The organism is Paenibacillus sp. J22R98 (genome assembly GCF_059383835.1).
In genome coordinates, this window is sequence record NZ_JBXENW010000007.1 from 26,888 (window position 1) to 45,834 (window position 18,947).

Genomic DNA, 18,947 nt, shown 5'->3' on the forward strand with positions numbered 1-18,947 from the left:
TCAACAATCAGTCCAGATGGACCACTTGCTGTTTCTCATTGCTTTCATAAGTGGCAAAAGCTAACCGCAGCGTCCGCAAATTATCGTCCCCGCTCGTCTGAAACGGGCTGCCCGACATCAAACAGTCGATAAAATGGGACTGCAGCCGATAATGGCTCTCCTCATGGTCAAGCTCCGTGCGCTCGGCCACGACTGTCTCCCGTCCATCGTTGTCAAGGATAACGATTTTGCCTTCATTGCCATACATCTTAAGCGTTGCCCGATCTCCATCGACCACAAAATGCTCCACGAACCTCGCATCCACCTGCTCTTCGATAATCGGCCCTGTCAGCTCGCGTCTTGAAACCCAGCATATGTCCATGAGGCCATAGAAATCGTCATAGCCAAGCGTGACGACACCGGAATCATCACCGATCACATTCGGGCTGAACGACCGCAATTCGGCATAAAGCCGTTTCGGCTCCCCGAACAGGAAGCGCCATGTATCGTACCAATGCACGCCCATTTCATAGAACATCAGCTGCGGCATCCTAGTTAGGAAAGGCTGCGGCAAATTCGCCCCCGGAACCATCCGTTCGGTAAAATAATCCGAGTGGATAAATCTCGCCACCCGAATGTTCCCGAGTACGCCCGATTCGAGCACCTGCTTGATCGTTTGAATCGGCTGCAGCCAGCGCCAGTTCTCCGTTACCATCAGCCTCGCGTCATACTTGCGGGCTGCAGCAACGATAGCTTCCGCTTCTTCGTAGGAAGGCGCGAAAGGCTTCTGGCACATGATGAATTTCCCTGCTTGGGCAGCCAGCTCCACAAGGTGCAGATGTGTCTCAGGCGGCGTAACGATATCCACGATATCGATGTCCGCGCGCTCCAGCATTTCTTCCAATGAACTATACAGCTGATCATGCGGTATGCCATATTCATCCGCTTTGCGCAGCAGCTTCTCTTTGCTCCGGTTGCATAATGCGGCAATTTGCACATTCGGAATGCGCTGCCAGGCTTTCAAATGTTTTTCCGACCAAAACCCCGTCCCGATCAACCCGACTTTATACATAAACATCCTCCCATTATGAGCCCCCTTCGGCAGGCAAGCAGGCGACAATGTTCCAGAGTCTTCGGTAATACGACCAGTCTGCGTGCAGCTTCTGACTATTGGTCACGAGGCAGCCGGCCCTGCGTGTTTGCGGGTCTAGCATCAACATACAGCCGGAGAATCCAGGATGGCCCACAGCCCGAGGTGATACCAGATCCCCGAAGCAGCCGTACAGGTCAAGGGAGCTTTTCATCCAGAAAACAGGGGATTTGGAGAACCGCCCGCCCGTCACTTCTGACAGCATGGCATGCACGGCCGCTTCTGAGAAAATCCGTTTCCCGTCGAACACCCCATTACCCAGCAGCATCGCCGCAAAATGAATGAGGTCGCCAGGCGTCGAATACAATCCGCTCTCACCGGTCGCGGCCAAACCTTCCAGTTCAAGATCAGGCGCTCCATTATCTGTATCGTACGGAAGCGAATAGCTGCCGGGCTCCCAGTCCAATACATCAAATGTTGTATGCGTCATGCCGAGCGGAGTAAACAGGGTTTCCTTCGCAAACGCTTCGAGTGATTGCCCCGTCACCTGTTCGATGACATCCATCAAAATGAAATATCCTTGCGTAAAATACACAGCGTTCTGATCCGGCTGTTCGGATCGATCACAGGCGTAAATTGAAGCTCGGCAAGCTGCCAGTTCTGCCGGCCGCGGCCATTTCCAAGGTTTCGTCCATTGCAAACCCGAAGTATGCGTCATGAGCTGCCGTAGTGTAGTGGCGTGCCGATAGGCCGGAACAATCCGAGAAACCGCATCATCCACCGACAGCTCCCCACTCTCGGCAAGCTTCATAATAAGAGCTGCCGTTATCACTTTCGTGACAGAGCCTACATTAAATGACCGACTTCGATCCGGGACCATGCTGCCGCCATTAGAAGTTACGATTCGCCCGCCGTAGGCCTCACCAATCCGGCCGCCATCTTCGTAAAATGCTGCAGCGTAGCAATACGTTACGCCTGACTGCAGCAGTCTTTCCAAGTAACGAACGCGAGCATCCTCGCTAGTGAGAAGGTAGTAATCCGGCCGCAAAGTCTGAGGAGTCGGCATCTGCATCAGCTCCTATAGCTCCCTTCTGACCTTACTTCCTTCAAAATACAACGTTTCCCCGACTTCCATATAAAGCGCTTCGCGCGTTCCCGTCGTATCGTACTCCGGCACGAGCGCCAAGAACGCATCCACATCCTGCTTCTCAAGCTCATGGGTCAGATCGAGATAATGGGAAGCTATCGCATAATCAAGGCCAAGGAATTCAGAGGCGATGGCAGCTTCCTTCGGCGACATTTCACCGGTCAGCAATTTCCCCGCTTGAACAGCTCTTGCCAGCAAAGCCTGCGAATTGTTGCAACCCATAAGGCCGATTGTAGGTGCATACAGATCACGGATCAGCTTCATATCGCCGAAAATAGCAGTGTCACCGCAATGGTAGATACGAATGCCCGGCTCCGGCTCTACTATGAAACCCATCGGCACGCCGGAAACATACTGACCGTCCTTCAGCCTGGTTTGCGACCAATGATGGCTCTCAACCGGTCGAACGATGACGCCGTTCACCTCGACCACAATCCCCCATACCGTTGCCTGCACCTGCTCAGGCGGTAATCCCGCTTCGAACAGAACCGCGCGCACATCACCGCCGCAAACGACGGGAGCTCCGGTTCGTAAGGCAATAGCGGCGGTATCGCCGAGATGATCATACGCGGCATGTGTTACGAGGATGACATCCGGCGTTTCCAGTTCTTCGTGGCTGATCGGAGCATTAGGGCTGCCGGATAGAAATGGATCGATGAGAATCCGCTTATCGGGTCCAACAATTTCGTAGCCGGCCATGCCTAGAAATCGAATGCTTGTCGTCACGCTCTCCAGCTCCTCTCAAGTCCTGCAATCATCGCGACCATCGCTTTATTCAGCGGTACAGGGACACCGGTTTGCTCCGCAGCGCGCACGACTGCGCCATTCACGACTTCCACCTCGGTTTTGCGTCTTGCCTCTGCATCCTGAAGCATGGAGGATTTCCCTTTGCCTGCGTTCTCCAGAATCGTATGAATGCGATCCATGCGTTCTTCCCGTTCGATCTCATAACCAAGCGACTGCGCGACAGCAACCGCCTCCGCCGCCAAGTCGTCAACCAGATCGAGCAGCAAGCCCTTCTCTCCTTGGTAACCTGCGCATAATCCGGTCAGAGCCGAAGTTGGCAGTGTTGCTGCGTTTAAAATCAGCTTTTTCCAAATCTCCGTCTTCACCTTAGCCGTTACCGTCGTTTCGATCCCTGCCTCATTCAGCAGTCCGCCGATCCGCTCTGCCGACTCCAAGCTTACTCCTTCGCTATAGGGTCCGACAAAAGTAGCACCGAAACCGGTGTGTCCTACTTTGCCAAGCTCAAGCACGGTAGCGCTGTGGTAGGTGACGCCAACAATGATATTTCCCTCCGGATAGGCGCTCGATAACACATCAGCATTCCCCCAACCGTTCTGCAAGCTGGCAATAACCGTATCTGTACCGATCATAGGTCGTGCATTTTCTGCCGCAGACGCCGTATGATGCGCTTTGATAAAGAAGAACACAGCATCCTGAACGCCGATTTCCGCTGGAACTGAGGTCACATGAAGCTTGTGGGTTGCACTTCCTTCTCCTTTCGTATCAACAATAAGTCCGTTCTCATTGACTTGATTAATCAGTGCTTGGGATACATCGATCAGCGTCACTTCGTTACCGGCTGTGGAGAATTTCGCGGCAAGCATGCCGCCCATTGCTCCTGCCCCGACTACGGCGATTTTCATTGCGAACTACCTCCGTTTGCGTTGAATTTCTGTACCAACCGTACAAGCGTGCCCCCATCGCCGACGTTACCCGGAACGACACAATAAGGAATCTCTCTCCCGTTTCCCCTCGGATTCAATAACCAAAGCGAAACGCCGGGTTCCAATTGACCTGCAACATAGGCGCTGTTTGCTCCGAGCCCTACTGACGCTACATCCGCAGAAGTGATGCCACCTTTCGATATAACGCCATCGCAGTATGGGGCGACCTGCGCCACCACATTCGTAAGTGCCTTCATTACAAGTGCTCCGATGGCTAAATCGCCATGTTCGGCAAGCCTAATCCGCTCCGTCGCCACAATCGCCAGCTTCCCTTTATTTAGCTTAGCCGCTACACGCGCCGCGATTTCAGCAGCAGTAGTCTGCTCATCATGGAGCAATTGCTGCGTTCGGAGAACTATAGGTGTCTCGCCGGTATAGTGCTCCAACTGCTCCAATTGCCGCGAAGAAGCAGCTGTATGAGAGCCGCATACGATCAGCAGTCGTCCGCTTCCCCGCATCGTTACCCGTTCCATCGCCCGCGACTTCAAGCCGCAGCGAATCGAAGCAAACGTAGACGCGCTCCGAATGACGACCGTTTTGCCTTGCTCCTCCGCCAAGCGCAGACCATCGGCAACTCGGAGTAAATCCTCGTAGGACTGAGCATCCGGAACAACGACCGTTCCCGGCTCAGCTTCCAGCAGTGCATGGCACACAGCCGCCGTTATCCCCTTGTTTGCATATTCATCCAGCGTAACCGTTTTCAATTTCCAGCTGCCTTGGCTAACTTCATCTACCCACTCCTGCATAGTTACGCCTTTGTAGCCGAATATAGGGTCCTGCGCAAATTCCGTTGCGGCAACTGGGATCCAACTCGTTGCTGTCGCATCTCCAGTCGTGTTCGTCAGCAAATAATGTACGCCGCCTCGCGTCACTCGGCCGCATTCCGGAAATGCAGGTACGAACAATGCTATCCCTTTAACGCCTCCGCTAAGCGCTTCGATTTCGGCAAAAACATGGCCGCGCAGCGTAGAATCGCCCCGCAGCAGAAAACGCACAGCGACATTCGCTTCAGCAGCCGCGCGCTCGACAGCCGCTTTGATGCTGTGTATTAGCGCAACGGCTTCAGCTTGCGGAAGTGCTCTTGTGTTGGTGAGCACATAGAGCGCGTCCCCGATCGGACCTTGAACCAGCTCGTGTCGCAGCGCTTCAAAATCCGGTTGCAGCATGACCGATACACCGGAAACGGACTGCGTACCTGTCGGGTCATCATCCAATACGATCGTTATAACCTTCTGAGCTGTCGATTCCGGTTGATTGCGTGAATCTCTTTCGCTCGCCAACGAGCCTGCACCTCACTTTACAACAATCCCTCTATTGATCCACATTCCATTCCTCAATCAGATGTTTCAGCCTGGAAGACGCGGAGTCCATATGAGCATCCATCGCCTGGGCCGCCGCTTCTGCATCCCCCAGCTCAATCGCCTTATAGACAGCCAAATGTTCCTCATACGAGAATTGCGTGCTTCCTTCGGAGGCAACGACACTCTTAATCCACACGCGCAGCAGGGAGCGAATGCTGGTGAGCATATCGCGCAGCACCGTATTCCCGGCAATCTCCGCAAGCTTCATATGAAAAGCAATATCCGATTCGGTATACGCTTCGAATACGCTGTTCGTGTTGCCGGTCGTATCGAGCTGATCAACAATCTCTTTGAGTTCCTGTAGTTGTTGTTCATCACGCCTAACCGCAGCCAGCCTGGCAACGGCCACCTCAATGGTTTGACGAGCTTCGATGAGATCCATCGTCCGTTTCTCGCCAAGCAGTAAGCCCCATTCAATGACTCGTGGAAGCAGCTCGGAATCGGCTCTTTTCAAATAGGTGCCATCCCCGTGCCGCACCTCAAGCAAACCAAGCACAGTCAGCGCCTTGAGCGCTTCGCGCAGGGAAGAACGGCCTACTCCGATGGCTTCGGAAAGCTGGCGTTCGGCAGGCAGCTTGGCTCCCGGTCTTATTTTGCCGGATAATAGGTAGCTCAGCAGACGGTCTGTAATCTCCATCACCATCGTCTTGCGTTCAATCGGCTCAAAATCCAGCCCGCTGGCGTTAGTCGTATTCGCGTTCATATTTGTCATTTGTGATGCCTACTTTCGTCGTTTCGTTATGTACATCTAGGTTGCTCAGTTAGCTGGCCGTGTCCGCTTCAGCAACGAACGGCTCAAGCTCCGTCAGCTCAATCGGCACGCTATTCGGTCTCGCCCCAATAAAACATGCCCGCCGGCGTCTTCCGCCCATCTTCGCCTGTACGCTCGATTCGCCTGGCAAGCTGCCAAGCGTTGCCGGGATGTCTTCGACTCCAAAGCAAATATGCTGCAATCCTTCGCCTTTCTCCTCCAAATGTTTACGGATCGCTGTCTCGCCAATGGGCTGTACGAGCTGAATCATCACATTGCCCGCTTGCAAGTAAGCAAGCCGCACACCTGCGGAAGGAAGCATTTCATCCTCAATGAGTGCCAAACCAAGCACATCGGTATAATACGGCAGCGATGCATCGATATCCCAAACTGCAATTGCAATATGATCGATCGTTCGGATCACAATCGGCCAGCTCCCTCCATATAAGTGCTTATGATTCCCATCCGGCAGCAACCGGGTTGGCCAATTGGCCGATGCCTTCTACCTCGACGATAACGTGATCGCCGGGCTGCATATATTGAGGCGGGTTCATGAATGCGCCGCATCCGGCAGGCGTTCCGGTCGAAACGATGTCACCGGGATGCAGCGTAAACATACTTGTTAAGTATTCGATCATCACCGGAATACTGAAAATTTGCTTCGATGTATGACTATCTTGGCGAAGCTCGCCATTGAGGTATGTGCGGATGCGCAGCTGGGCAGGGTCTGTCAGCTCATCGGTTAATACGATTTCCGGTCCGATTGGGCAGAATGTATCCACGCCTTTGCCGATCGTCTCGTGCTGCAAGCGGAATTGACGCGCCCGTTCGCTGACATCATTCATCGCGGTATAGCCGAAAATATAATCGAGCGCTTGTTCCTTCGGCACGTTTTTAGCTGTTTTTCCAATAATAAATGCCAGCTCTACTTCGTAATCCGTCCGGCAATCCTGCGTCGGAATCACGATCGCCTCACCCGGCCCGATAATCGAGGAAGGCAGCTTCGAGAATACAGACGGTTCCACCGGCAGCTTCGCGTCCTCATCCTCTTCCGAATGTGCGGCATAATTAATGCCCGAGCATAGAATTTTGCTTGGCTGAGTTATGGGGGCAAGCAGCTTGAAGCCTTGTCGCGGGGTTCCGCTTTCGAGCAGCCCTCTGGCGACCTCGATTCCTCGGGGGCCATCTTTTATCAGATCCTTCATATCTGCGTAATCAGTCAGAATAACACCGTCATTCGTACTGACACCTACTCTGGGTGCGCCGTCAAATTCGACTGTTACAAGCCTCATTGTGCGTCATCCTCTCCATCGTGAAATTGGACGATTGGTCGACCAATTTGGTTTTATTATAAAATCCATTTCCAAATATGTACAGTAGTAACTTTTCGCCCCATGCAACTACAGACGATTTTCCACCTTTGCAAGACCTATTTCCCTCCTAGCGTGCGAGGCATTTCCGTTATGATTACAGATGTACTCTGCTCGGCTGGCAGAGCACGATTGAAGCGGCAAAGGAGAATAACCGATGAAACCACAGCAATTATTTAACCAATATGGACTTACCGTTACTTATGAGAATGGCGATACTCCAAGTTATGAAACAGCAGGCTGGGTGCAAGGTGATGGCGGCAGCGATGAAATGGGAAGTTATGAAACATACCTATTGCCTTTCCATGATGCGGAGGAAACAAGCCATTTGACGCTAGAGCTTCGATGTTACGCGCACACCGTGAGTGCATATATGTCCGTTCAATTAAAGCAGGATATCTTCGGCGTTACGCATGCGCTGGCAGCGGATGCCGGCATTCTGCTTTCCGTAGGCGAGCCTGTCGGCAGCTTGGAAGGCGTATTGGCCCACTATAATGCGTACAAATGGTGGTGGACCCGACCTTATATGGCGAAGAGCACAGCTGCTCTCCCCGAGAAAACGCAAGCGCTGCTCTGGAAAGCGGACGGCCGCTACACGCAGCTGTTCCCGCAATGTTCGAATGTGTTTAAGACCACCGTGCGCGGCGATGGCGAAGGACTGCAATTTGTAATTTCTCCTCTGCTTCGCGGAGTTCGAACCGGTCGCGAGCTGCTGTTTGTCCTGCACGAAGGCGACAGTGCTTATGAAGTTGTGGAGAAAGCCGCTGAAGCGGTATTCCTCGCTCGGCAAGAGCCGGTTCGCCTTCGCGAGTCGAAGCGTTATCCGGAGGTTTTCGAATACTTGGGCTGGTGCACGTGGGATGCGTTCTATCATGATGTATCGCAGCAAGGCATTGAGGAGAAAGCCGAGGAGCTGAGAGCGAAGCAGGTTCCGGTCAAATGGGTGATGATTGACGACGGCTGGTCCCCGGTTCGCGAGAAAACGCTCGTCTCATTCGAGGAAGATCGCTTGAAATTCCCGGATGGACTTGCCGGTACGGTAAGCAAGCTGAAGAACGAATACGGCGTCAATTGGGTTGGTGTTTGGCATGCGTTCACGGGGTATTGGCATGGCGTTGATCCGGAGGGTGAAATCGCCTTTAAACATCGTGACCTGCTGCAAGCCGACACTGCTGGTCGTCTGTTTCCTAGTCCTGATGCGAAGATGGGTTTCGGCTTCTGGAAGCAATGGCATAGCTGGTTGGCCGCACAAGGCATCGATATGCTGAAGGTCGACAGCCAGAGCTCTTTGATCGAATTTGTCAAAGGCCAGCAGCCGCTTGGACAAGCGGCGAAGGGATTGCATGAGGCGCTCGAAGCATCGGCATCGTTATACTTTGACGGCCGATTGATCAATTGCATGGGCATGGCGCAGGAGAATGTATGGAGCCGCGTCAACTCCGCCATTTCGCGAAACAGCGACGACTTCTATCCGGCGAAACCGGAATGGTTCCGCGAGCATGCGCTGCAGAACGCCTACAATTCGTTCTATCACAGCACGCTGTATTGGGGCGATTGGGATATTTGGTGGACATCCCATGAGGATAGCCGGGATCATGCCGTTCTCCGCGCGATTAGCGGCGGTCCGATTTATGTTAGCGACAAAGTCGGCGAGACCGATGCTGACGTACTTCGTCCGCTTATTCTGTCTGATGGCCGCATTCTTCGTGCCGACAAGCCGGGCGTACCGACAGAGGACGTACTGCTGGTGAACCCCGTCGAAACCGCGGTGCCGCTCAAAATCATGAGTCGCTCCGGCGACAGCGGGCTGCTCGCATGTTTCCATATTCACACGGATGCCGCGCCGCTTGAAGGCGAGTTCCGCTTGACGGACATCGCTGGGATGGAGCCTGCTGCCGAGTATGCTGTATATTCTCACTTCGGTCGCAGCGCATCGCTGCTGGCAGAGTCGGAGGTGCATCGCTTCACGGTTGAACGCGGTAAGCCGCAGCTGTTCACAGCCGCTCCTTACCGAAGCGGCTTTGCAAGTTTTGGCTTAATCGATAAGTACGTGTCGGCGGCCACCGTGAAATGGATGCTGGCTCAGCCGGACCGCGCAACCGTGCTGCTTCACGAAGGCGGCGATTACGGCTTCGCGTCTAAATCCGCGCCTGTATCCGCAACTGTGAACGGACAAGTTGTCGAAATCCGCTCCGAGCAGGGCTTCTACTCCATCGCCTGCGACTCAAGCGCCGCAGAAGTACTCATCGAAATCCGCTTTGCTTAAACAGAAGGGCTGCCTCACAAAAACGCGTATTAATGCGGCTTGTGAGGCAGCCCTTTTTTTGTTTTACTGCTGTTGCCTCGTAAATAGCTATCTGCACCACCGCTCTCCGCCAATGTGAGGTAGCTCGTACCTCTCTTGTTGCTCCCACGTTGGTCTCCTACCAAAGTGCGGTAACTCGTACCGCTCTTATTGCTCGATCACTGAATTTCAACCAATGTACGGTAACTGCTACCTCGCTTGTTGCTCGATCGCCGGTTTCCATCCGACAGTTCAACCAATGTGTTGCTCTGGAAGCTACTCTTTCTCTACATCCACCATACTTCAACTAATGTGTTGCTCTAGGAGCTACTCTTTGATCGTTTCCACCGGGTTTTGGTGAATGTGTTGCTCTGGAAGCTACTCTTTCTCTACATCCACCATACTTCAACTAATGTGTTGCTCTGGGAACTACTCTTTGATCGTTTCCACCGGGTTTTGGTGAATGTGTTGCTCTGGGAGCTACTCTTTCTCTAAATCCACCATTCATCCACTAGTGTGTTGCTCTGGGAGCTACTCTTTGCTCATTTCCATCAGGTTTCGGGGAATATGTTGCTCTGGGAGCTACTCGTAGCTCCCAACAACAAAAAACACCCGCTAGTCAACGAACCGACTAGCGGGCATACCTTTAACACTCTATTTGGTTACGACGTCTTTCTTCGCTGCGCCGGTAAGAAATTCGAGCACACGAGGCAGCTTCATGTTCCAGTAGCCCCATTCGTGCAAGCCTGATTCTTCCTCGTAGGTGAGCTCGATGTCGAGCGACTTGACATGGTTTAAGAAACGGATATTGTCGGCATAGAGGAAGTCTTCCGTGCCGCAGCATTGATACAGTGCCGGGAGCTCTTTGCCGGATTTCGCTGCGACATTCGCAAGGTGGAACAAATCGTCCTTGTGCTCCTTCGTACCTGCCACATCACCGAAAATATCGGTGAACTCACTGCCTTCAAACAAGTTCTCAATCGCGCGGATATCCAGCGCGCCGGAGAAACTAGCCGCGGCAGCGTAACGCTCCGGATAGGCAAGCGCCAATTTCATTGCGCCGTAGCCGCCCATCGATAGGCCAGCTGCAAAGGTATCTTCTCTGCGATCCGAAATCGGGAACATCGCTTTAACGATCTTCGGAAGCTCCTCGCTCACGTACGTCCAATACTTGCCGCCATGCGCCATATCGGAGTAGAAGCTGCGGTGCACGTTCGGCATGACGACGAACATGCGGTATTTCGAGAGCTGGTACTCCAGCGTCGTTTGGCGAAGCCACGTATTTTCGTTATCGCTTAAACCATGGAGCATGTACAGCACGGGCAACTTCTCGCCCGGCTGCACGTCCTGCGGCATCACGATCGATACCGAGGAGGTCATCCCCAACACGCTTGAAAAAAAATCCATATGAATGACTGCCATCGTTTCATTCTCCTCCTGAAGCTGCAATAGAATCCGCAATCGTTTCTATAGGACCTGCGCCTCGTCATAGCGAAGCAATCGAACGCCACCGCTCCTCACGGCTTCGAGCACGCGTGAATCCGTATACATCAAACGCTCCCAGTGGCGATCTTGCGCTACCTTCGTACCCGGATAATCCGAGTTGCCCCAGCTCCGAGTCTCTTCATCGTCATAGCCGGGATGGCCAACGATTAAATACTGCCCCGGCGCGGCAAGCTTCAACCGCGCAACGAACTGATCCACCGGATCCCCAGCTCCGCTCCCTGCGCTCGCACCTTCACCGGCATCAGCGCTATCTCCGCCAATCTCAGGCAGCCTGCCTATAAACGGTCGATGACTGATAAGCCCTTCTTGCACGCACCAAGCGTCAAAAGCAGCATCGAGCCCTTTAACCGCCCACTCGAAGAACATATGCGAATCCGCATAGGTAATTTCAAAGCCCAATGCACGCAGCTTGTCCAGCTGCGCCTTCATCTCGCTCAGGATCTGCTCGACATCCGGCGGCGCGGCAAGCCACTGGCCCGGATGCTGCATGAAATAACCATCGGCGTCGACAAGTGTCGATACTTCCGATACCGGGAGCAGCGGCTTCCAGCGGAATGTCTCCCATTCCGCATTCATCGTAGCATGAAGACCAAAGCAAATGCTCCGGTCTCCGGCAAACAAAGCCGCCGCATGATCAAGCGCGGTGCCTGTTGCCATCACGGAGACGTTGCGCACGATACCGTGCCTGCAGCTCTCCGCGATCGCTAAGTTATGGGACTCGCTATTGCCGCAATCATCGGCTCTTGTAATTAATGAAACTGTACTGTTCGCCATGAAAGATCCTCGCTTCGCGCTTTGATTTATTCTTTGACAGAACCCATCGTTATCCCCGTGATGAAGTAGCGCTGAAGCAGCGGATAAATAATGAGAATCGGCAGCATCGTTACCGCGATTTTGGCCGAGTTAAGGGTCTCGCTCGATACTTTCGTAAGCTGGCTTACGTTCTCTGTTGTGATCTTGGTCGGATCGATCGTAACGACGACCTGCTGCAGATACGTTTGCAGCGGAATCAAGTTGCTCTTCGTGACGTAGATCATTGCCGAGAAGTACTCATTCCATGTGGTCACCACGTTGAAGAGCGTAATGGTCGCAAGTACCGGCAGCGAGAGCGGCAAGTAAATAAGAACCAGCTTCCGCCAAGCGCCTGCACCGTCCATACCGGCCGATTCATCCAGCTCTTTGGGCAGGTTACGGAAGAAGTTCATGACTAGAATCGCATTATACACGTTAACCAGACCCGGTAGAATCAGCACCCAGAAGTTGTTCATCAAACCGAGCGATTTGATCGTCAGGTACGTTGGCACAAGTCCGCCGTTAAACATCATGACGAATACGAATACCCACATGTAGACATTCCGCGACTTAAACTGTTTCGTTTCACGCGAAAGCGGATAAGACATCAACACCGTAACCAACAAACTAAGTCCAGTATAAAGGAACGTACGTTTTACCGAAACCCAGAAAGAGAGAAAGAATTGCTTATCCGTAAACACTTTCTGATAGGAACTGATATCAAAGCCTTTCGGCCATAGAAATACTTGTCCAGCCATTGCGAAGGAAGCTTTACTCAGCGACAACGCCAGCGTATGAATAATAGGCGCAACGGACAGAAGCGATACGACTACCATGAACAACAGCAGCAGCACATCAAATGACCGCGAACCGAGCGTTTTATTTTGAACCATACCCTTTCACCTCGCTTGTATACACTAGAAGATACGATAATTAGCAAAACGATAAGCCATCGTATAAGTTAAAATGACTAGAATGAAGCTCACACCGGAATTGAGCAGCCCGATCGCGGTTGCCATCTCATACTGGGCGGACATCAGCCCTGAGCGGTACACATAAGTATCAATAATATCGCCGGATTCCATGACCAGTACGTTATACATGTTGAAGACTTGGTCGAAGCCCGCATTAAGTACGCCATTTAGGCTAAGCGTAGCAAGCAGCGCGATGGTCATCGCAATACCCGGCAATGTAATATTCATTAGTTTTTGGAAACGTCCTGCTCCGTCGATTTCAGCCGCTTCATAGAGCGAAGGGTTGATGTTGGTGAGAGCCGCTAAGTAGATAATCGTAGAGAAACCAAACTCTTTCCATACGTTAGAAGACACGATGATCGTGCGGAACCATTCATTGCTCCCGAGGAACATTTGCGGTTCGAAGCCAAACCAGCTGTGCAGCACCCAGTTAACAGGGCCGCTAAGGGAGAGAACATCCTTCAGAATACCGGCTACGACGACCCACGACAGGAAGTGGGGCAGATAAACGACGGTTTGAACGGTGCGTTTAAACCAGCGCAGTCTAATTTCATTGAGCATCAGCGCGAATACGACCGGCACAATAATGAGGGTAATGATTTTACCGAACGAAATAATTAAGGTGTTGCGCAAAATCGTGGCACTTTCCGGATTGTCGAGCACGAAGAGAAAATGCTTGAAGCCTGCCCACGGCGAGCCCCAGATTCCTTTAGTTGGCACAAAATCTTTGAATGCCAATACGATACCTGACATCGGATAGATTTGAAAAATCAAGACCAATGCGAGTGCCGGCAACAGCATGATATGAAAATGTATGGATTCCTTCTGCCACAGCTTTGCCATCTCTATAATCCTCCCATCATGCTTAGGAAACGAAAGGCGTTAACCGTGAGGATTAACGCCTTTCCTTCTCCATCCGCTTGAACTAACCTTAATGCGTTTTTGTATATTCTGCGTTTACTTCTTCCGTGATCTTCTCGCCGCCAAGCTTGTTCCACTGCGTTACGAAGTTGTCGAATTCCGAAATATCTTTCTTGCCCATGATGATTTCGAGGAATACTTTCGTTTGCAGGTCCGTAAGCGTCGTGTTGCTTTGCTCCATGGTTGGCGTTGTGCCGGTGAATTCGTTGAATACGTTGTTAAGCTTGTTATGCGATACTACGCCGTTACCTTCCATCCAAGCCAGGAACGTCTTGTAGTTGTTCAGATCTTTCTTCGGATTGTCCTTCTCGGATTTCACTTGATCGAAGATCGGTTTCTCCGCGATATCCAGAATATCCGCTTGTGCTGTACCGGCGAAAATCTCATCGAATTTCTTAACCGTACGAGCTGTTGTATCCGGGAATGCAGGGGAAATTTGCGCGTTCAGACCCCATTGGTTTCTAGTCGAATCGCTTGCTTTGTAAATGCCAGTTGTTTCAAGCTCAAGCAATTCAGGAATTTTCTTCGTCGAGTTTGCTTTCATCGTGTTCATGATTTTCACGGCAAGCTCTGGGTGTGCAAAGCCTTTCTTAACAACCATGAAGGAGTTGGAGTAGAACTCGTTCCCTACGTTAACATGGTCGCCTGTTAGGATCGGATAAGCTTTCCACTCGCCTTTAGGGTTGTTGTCGATGGCACCGCCGATTGGCCAGTACGGGTTCCACCACATGCCCATCATCATACCAGCGCGGTCGCTAACCAGGAATTCCGCTGTCTTGTTACCGTCACGAAGCGCGAATTCGCTGTCGATCGAGCCGTCTTTGTACATTTGCGCCAGTTTGCCAAGCGCTGTTTTCATTTCAGGCGTTGTCGAACCGTACACGAGCTTACCGGAAGCGTCTTTGACCCACATGTTCGGGAACGCGTTCTCTGCCCATACGAAACCTGTCAACGTAAACGGATCGTTGTTGAACAATTGAGCGCCTTGTACAGCAAGACCAAGTGTATCGGCTTTACCGTTGCCGTCCGGATCTTGTTCTTTGAACGCTTTGGCAACTGCCATCAGCTCATCCGTTGTTGTAGGAGCTTTTAATTTCAGCTTGTCCAGCCAATCTTGGCGAATCCAAACCATCTGTGCGTTATTCATATCGTTAACGCTTGGCAGGCCGTACAGCTTGCCATCGAACGATGCGTTCTCCAGCGCTTTGTTGTCAACCGACGCATTAACTTCTTTAACCGCGTCGCTTGCGTATTGGTCATAAACCGTTGTCAGGTCTTCAAGCATGCCTGCATCGTACATACGCTTCAGCAACGTTTTAGCTGGCGTCTTGTCGATGTTCTCTACTACGAAAATGTCAGGCAGATCGTTACTTGCGATCATCAGGTTGAATTTATTGGAGTATGCCGATCCATTCGCTTCCCAAAGCGGCGTGGATTTTACGTTAAGCGATGTTTCCAGGTAGGACTTGTATTTATTGTTTTCGAAGGATTCGCCTTCAGGGAACTTCTTTGCTGCCTCAGGGTTGTTGTTCACGATTGTCGTGAACTCAACGGTTTCTGCGTATTTACCAAACGGATCCGCTTTCTCTACCGGCGTGTTTGCCGGCGCGTCTGCTTGTGTGTTATTCGAGTTGTTCGAGTTTGCGGTCTCGTTTGTTTTATCTCCGCAAGCGGTTACAACAAGCATTAATGCTACTGCCGACAACAATGCTGCCTTTTTCAATGCTACCCCTTCTTTCGGCTGTTTAATGTTATTTGGTACATGACCATCATACCGCCGCATCAAGCCGAATCGTGAGAGAATCGGGACTTATGCACGGGAGAAGAACGTCTGCCCATCGGGCATCATTGTCGACGCCAGACGACTTTTTTCTCACCTGCATTCGTTTTTTTTCTACCTTACCGCCTTAATTGACGTTCTCTGAACTCCGATGGCACCATGCCGGTTTGCAGCCTGAATATCTTACTGAAGTACTTCTCGTCTTGGAAACCCGTTTTCTCCGCGATCCAATAGATCGGCATATCTGCATGCTGAACCAGCATGTGCTTGGCTTTCTCCAGCCGCGCTTCCTTAACCGCTTCATGAAACGACTTGCCGATGATCTCTTTGAAAATCGTACTGAAATAGCTCTGGCTGAGATTCACTTTGGCAGATAGTTCTGTCCGATTGGCGCTTTCACCGGAATCGGTATGCAGCATCTCAAGTGCTCGCATGATCGCGATAAAGACATCATTCGAGAATCCACGGCTTCTCGCATACCCCGAAATGCTGCTTGAAGCCTGCTCGAACCAGCGCTGCCATTCGGCAAGCGTGGTAAAAGCCGCAGTAGCCGTTCGCCAATTCGGCCACAGTCGATTGTTAATGGCCAGCAAGTCCCAAGCCGCTGCGAGCTCCTCGAACATCGCTATGACACTGCTATAGGAAGGCTTGTTGTCGCGGATAGACTGCATCAATTCCTCGAATTCCTTCTTATCGAACAACCATCGCTGATTGCGCCAAGCTTGTTTAATATCAGAAGGCACAACCATTGTACTTGGCTTCTCTCCTGTGAGCTCGGAAAGGGAAACGGTATATTCATCGTTTGCATAGGACTCGTAAAACATGCGTTCCTTCAGCATAGGAAGCCAATCCGAGGTTCTCGGCTTATCCGGCCAGTTCGTTACGCGCGCGTAACAAAGCTTGTCCGCTTCTCCCTCACATTCCATTCGAGAAAGCAGCTCATCGATTTCGGAGCTTGTTTTGCCGGGAACCATCCAGATCGAATCTTGAATGTGGACTGCGCCTTCCAATCCTGCCGGACGAACTTGTGACGCGCCATGCTCCGGTACGATTACGACGAGAGACTGCCGTGATTCAAGCTGCTTGGCTTGACCGGCTGCTTCAGCCAGTCCTCCTTGTGCTTGCTCCGCAACAATTCGCTCCGATATGCGCAGCAGCATTTCTTCCAGTACATTGTCGGCGATATCGGTCTTCACGACATAATCGATAGCGCCTAAGCGCATGGCATCCTGCAAGAAATGAAAATCCTGATGGCAGGTCAGCACGACGGTCCGTACCGCCGGGTGACGCTCCTTCACAATGCGCATCAATTCGAATCCGTCCATGACCGGCATCGTCAAATCCGTCAACAGCAGGTCGATCGGCACTCGATCTATAATGTCGAGCGCACTCTCCCCATTGTCCGCCTCCGCAACAATTTCAAAGCCGCATTCCTTCCACGGAACGGTAAAGACCAGTCCTTTGCGCACCAAATGCTCATCATCTACGATCAATGTCCTAATCATCCCACACCTCCTTCACTGTGATCGGCAGCCGCAGCCGCATCTCCGTACCGACTCCGATCGTGCTTGTTACCTCGAGTCCATACGGATCACCGTAATACATCTTCACAATATTGTTTACGAAATTAAGCCCAATCCCAAGCCCGACTTTACGGCGGTTAGGGTCACTGGAATGAAACAGCGTCTCGATGACCTCCTGCGACATCCCTTCCCCATTGTCCTTCACGCTGATGAACAGATGCTCTTCATCTACCCTGCTGACACGAACGATAATAGTGCCATCCTTCTGCTTGAACCCATGATAGAGGGCATTCTCGACAAGCGGCTGCAGGATAAACCGAGGCATTTCAACCGTGCTTGTCCCTTCCTCGAGTTCAATCTCCACATTGAATTGATGATTGTATCGGATTTGCTGCAGCTCCATGTAGTCTTTGACCGTCTGGATTTCATCGCCGACAGTGACGATCTTGCCTTCCTTGCCCAGATTGTAATTAAGCACGCGTGTAAAGATCATGAGCAGCCGGACGATCTCATCCTGACCGTTAATCCGAGCAAGCCACTGAGCCGTGTTAAGCGTGTTATGGATAAAATGAGGATTCATCTGATACATGAGCTTCTCCACTTCAAGCTGTCTTTTCCGTGATTCCTTCTGTTCAATCTCTGACATCAGTCCCCGAATGCGCTGACGCATTTCGTAGAAGTGATACAGCAGCTCGTCAAATTCCTTCATATGCAGCGATACCGGCGGTTCGTTGAAGCGATTCTCGCCCAGCATCTTGAACTGTTTGCGAATCCGCTGCAGCGGACCATAGATCATGCTCCAGATGATCCAGCCGATGACTAAACCGATGACAAGCGAGAGAACACCAACGGCCGCGAAGCGCTTCAGCCAAGCGTTCATCTCTTTATGGTAATCGTCGCGGTCGATCACGACGGCAACTTTGATCCCATAATTGCTTGAGGTCTCGAAGAAAACGAACTTATCCCCGAGCCGATCTTTAAGCGAAGTGATATCGGCACCAATCGGGAACTCGGTGTCCTCTTGGCTGTTATAGATAATGCGGCCTTTCGCGTCTAGCATCAAGTGCCGGACCGGCATCCCGTACGGGTCATTGTTGAACAGACTCGTGATCGCGGAAACGTTCGTTTCGATATAGACATAGATCGGCACCGTGTTCTTCTCGCCGGAGCTGGTTTCCGTTTGCCGCATGATCGAGAAGACGGAATTGCGGCTATTCGTATACAGCGTGCGATGCGGGCCGTGAATCGTATAATTGCTCGTATTCTGATTGATTTTCGCGAAGTCGTTAATGTCGAGCTTCGGGTTGATATACAAATTTTCGAACAGGAATTCCTTGGTATCGGGCAAATAATAAGTCGTTAAACCAAGCAGCGGATTGGTGTAATTGATCAAGGAAATGTAATTCTCGATTTCTTCCGCCAAATCTTTGCGATCAAGGGGATCAGGTGTAGTCAGGTAGCTCTTAAGGTCTTTGCCGACCTTCCCTTCGAAGGCGAGCTGGCGCGAGGAGTAATCCAAGTTGCTTAAGATGGACTCAATCCCCTTGCGCTCTTGCTCCAGACTTTTCTCGACCCCCTTCTCCACCTTGTTCTGAAGCACGTTGTAGATGCCAAAGAATGAGATCAGTCCAATTAAGGTGAGCGGAATAATAACGGACAGCGCCAGCATGGCGAACAGCCGGTGCTTCAATGTATAAGGCAGTAGATCAAGCTTGCCTTTCGAGCTTCGAAATGCCATA

Annotated in this window: 16 protein-coding genes; 1 reads left to right on the plus strand and 15 read right to left on the minus strand. The window is 51.7% G+C overall.

Annotated elements, in window-relative coordinates:
* Positions 1-7: 7 nt before the first annotated feature.
* From AC50Y3_RS19605 to AC50Y3_RS19640, 8 genes are read right to left on the minus strand one after another with little or no spacing between them, the layout of a single operon-like run.
* Positions 8-1,051: a Gfo/Idh/MocA family protein gene (locus AC50Y3_RS19605; RefSeq protein ID WP_494820410.1), complete on the minus strand. Its 1,044-nt coding sequence runs from the start codon at positions 1,049-1,051 to the stop codon at positions 8-10.
* 13 nt (positions 1,052-1,064) lie between these two features.
* Positions 1,065-2,135 (minus strand): serine hydrolase domain-containing protein, encoded by a 1,071-nt coding sequence (locus AC50Y3_RS19610; RefSeq protein ID WP_494820411.1) that lies wholly within the window; start codon positions 2,133-2,135, stop codon positions 1,065-1,067.
* Between the two features lie 12 nt (positions 2,136-2,147).
* Positions 2,148-2,942 (minus strand): MBL fold metallo-hydrolase, encoded by a 795-nt coding sequence (locus AC50Y3_RS19615; protein WP_494820412.1) that lies wholly within the window; start codon positions 2,940-2,942, stop codon positions 2,148-2,150.
* A complete protein-coding gene (locus tag AC50Y3_RS19620) occupies positions 2,939-3,865 on the minus strand; it encodes a ketopantoate reductase family protein (RefSeq protein WP_494820413.1) in 927 nt (308 codons plus the stop codon). The genes AC50Y3_RS19615 and AC50Y3_RS19620 overlap by 4 nt, the downstream gene beginning before the upstream one ends.
* Positions 3,862-5,226: a four-carbon acid sugar kinase family protein gene (locus AC50Y3_RS19625; RefSeq protein WP_494820414.1), complete on the minus strand. Its 1,365-nt coding sequence runs from the start codon at positions 5,224-5,226 to the stop codon at positions 3,862-3,864. Before AC50Y3_RS19625 ends, AC50Y3_RS19620 begins: the two co-directional genes overlap by 4 nt.
* Positions 5,227-5,257: 31 nt before the next feature.
* The gene (locus AC50Y3_RS19630; RefSeq protein WP_494820415.1) at positions 5,258-6,019 is read right to left on the minus strand and encodes a FadR/GntR family transcriptional regulator; all 762 of its coding nucleotides are present in this window, start codon (positions 6,017-6,019) and stop codon (positions 5,258-5,260) included.
* 49 nt (positions 6,020-6,068) lie between these two features.
* Positions 6,069-6,482, minus strand: a complete 414-nt coding sequence (locus AC50Y3_RS19635; protein WP_494820416.1) for a VOC family protein — start codon at positions 6,480-6,482, stop codon at positions 6,069-6,071.
* Positions 6,483-6,510: 28 nt separating this feature from the next.
* The gene (locus AC50Y3_RS19640) at positions 6,511-7,350 is read right to left on the minus strand and encodes a fumarylacetoacetate hydrolase family protein (protein WP_494820417.1); all 840 of its coding nucleotides are present in this window, start codon (positions 7,348-7,350) and stop codon (positions 6,511-6,513) included.
* A 235-nt stretch (positions 7,351-7,585) separates the two neighbouring features.
* Here AC50Y3_RS19640 and AC50Y3_RS19645 point away from each other — a divergent pair, with 235 nt between their 5' ends.
* Positions 7,586-9,694, plus strand: a complete 2,109-nt coding sequence (locus tag AC50Y3_RS19645) for a Sip1-related alpha-galactosidase (RefSeq protein WP_494820418.1) — start codon at positions 7,586-7,588, stop codon at positions 9,692-9,694.
* Positions 9,695-10,366: 672 nt separating this feature from the next.
* Here the strand turns inward: AC50Y3_RS19645 and AC50Y3_RS19650 are convergent.
* The 7 genes from AC50Y3_RS19650 to AC50Y3_RS19680 form a co-directional block, all read right to left on the minus strand.
* Positions 10,367-11,134, minus strand: coding sequence for an alpha/beta hydrolase (locus AC50Y3_RS19650; RefSeq protein ID WP_494820419.1), 768 nt, complete (start codon positions 11,132-11,134; stop codon positions 10,367-10,369).
* Between the two features lie 45 nt (positions 11,135-11,179).
* The gene (locus AC50Y3_RS19655) at positions 11,180-11,992 is read right to left on the minus strand and encodes a ChbG/HpnK family deacetylase (RefSeq protein ID WP_494820420.1); all 813 of its coding nucleotides are present in this window, start codon (positions 11,990-11,992) and stop codon (positions 11,180-11,182) included.
* Between the two features lie 26 nt (positions 11,993-12,018).
* Positions 12,019-12,903: a carbohydrate ABC transporter permease gene (locus AC50Y3_RS19660; RefSeq protein WP_494820421.1), complete on the minus strand. Its 885-nt coding sequence runs from the start codon at positions 12,901-12,903 to the stop codon at positions 12,019-12,021.
* Positions 12,904-12,927: 24 nt separating this feature from the next.
* The gene (locus AC50Y3_RS19665; RefSeq protein ID WP_494820422.1) at positions 12,928-13,827 is read right to left on the minus strand and encodes an ABC transporter permease; all 900 of its coding nucleotides are present in this window, start codon (positions 13,825-13,827) and stop codon (positions 12,928-12,930) included.
* Positions 13,828-13,915: 88 nt separating this feature from the next.
* A complete protein-coding gene (locus AC50Y3_RS19670; RefSeq protein ID WP_494820423.1) occupies positions 13,916-15,628 on the minus strand; it encodes an extracellular solute-binding protein in 1,713 nt (570 codons plus the stop codon).
* Positions 15,629-15,804: 176 nt separating this feature from the next.
* Positions 15,805-17,190, minus strand: coding sequence for a response regulator (locus AC50Y3_RS19675; RefSeq protein ID WP_494820424.1), 1,386 nt, complete (start codon positions 17,188-17,190; stop codon positions 15,805-15,807).
* Complete coding sequence (locus tag AC50Y3_RS19680) at positions 17,183-18,946, minus strand: sensor histidine kinase (protein WP_494820425.1); 1,764 nt, start codon at positions 18,944-18,946, stop codon at positions 17,183-17,185. Before AC50Y3_RS19680 ends, AC50Y3_RS19675 begins: the two co-directional genes overlap by 8 nt.
* Position 18,947: the final 1 nt, after the last annotated feature.

Coding starts and splice junctions, on each gene's coding strand:
- AC50Y3_RS19605 (WP_494820410.1), bottom strand. CDS start 1,051: ATGTATAAAGTCGGGTTGATCGGGACGGGGTTTTGGTCGGAAAAACAT.
- AC50Y3_RS19610 (WP_494820411.1), bottom strand. CDS start 2,135: ATGCCGACTCCTCAGACTTTGCGGCCGGATTACTACCTTCTCACTAGC.
- AC50Y3_RS19620 (WP_494820413.1), bottom strand. CDS start 3,865: ATGAAAATCGCCGTAGTCGGGGCAGGAGCAATGGGCGGCATGCTTGCC.
- AC50Y3_RS19630 (WP_494820415.1), bottom strand. CDS start 6,019: ATGACAAATATGAACGCGAATACGACTAACGCCAGCGGGCTGGATTTT.
- AC50Y3_RS19640 (WP_494820417.1), bottom strand. CDS start 7,350: ATGAGGCTTGTAACAGTCGAATTTGACGGCGCACCCAGAGTAGGTGTC.
- AC50Y3_RS19645 (WP_494820418.1), top strand. CDS start 7,586: ATGAAACCACAGCAATTATTTAACCAATATGGACTTACCGTTACTTAT.
- AC50Y3_RS19650 (WP_494820419.1), bottom strand. CDS start 11,134: ATGGCAGTCATTCATATGGATTTTTTTTCAAGCGTGTTGGGGATGACC.
- AC50Y3_RS19655 (WP_494820420.1), bottom strand. CDS start 11,992: ATGGCGAACAGTACAGTTTCATTAATTACAAGAGCCGATGATTGCGGC.
- AC50Y3_RS19660 (WP_494820421.1), bottom strand. CDS start 12,903: ATGGTTCAAAATAAAACGCTCGGTTCGCGGTCATTTGATGTGCTGCTG.
- AC50Y3_RS19665 (WP_494820422.1), bottom strand. CDS start 13,827: ATGGCAAAGCTGTGGCAGAAGGAATCCATACATTTTCATATCATGCTG.
- AC50Y3_RS19675 (WP_494820424.1), bottom strand. CDS start 17,190: ATGATTAGGACATTGATCGTAGATGATGAGCATTTGGTGCGCAAAGGA.
- AC50Y3_RS19680 (WP_494820425.1), bottom strand. CDS start 18,946: ATGGCATTTCGAAGCTCGAAAGGCAAGCTTGATCTACTGCCTTATACA.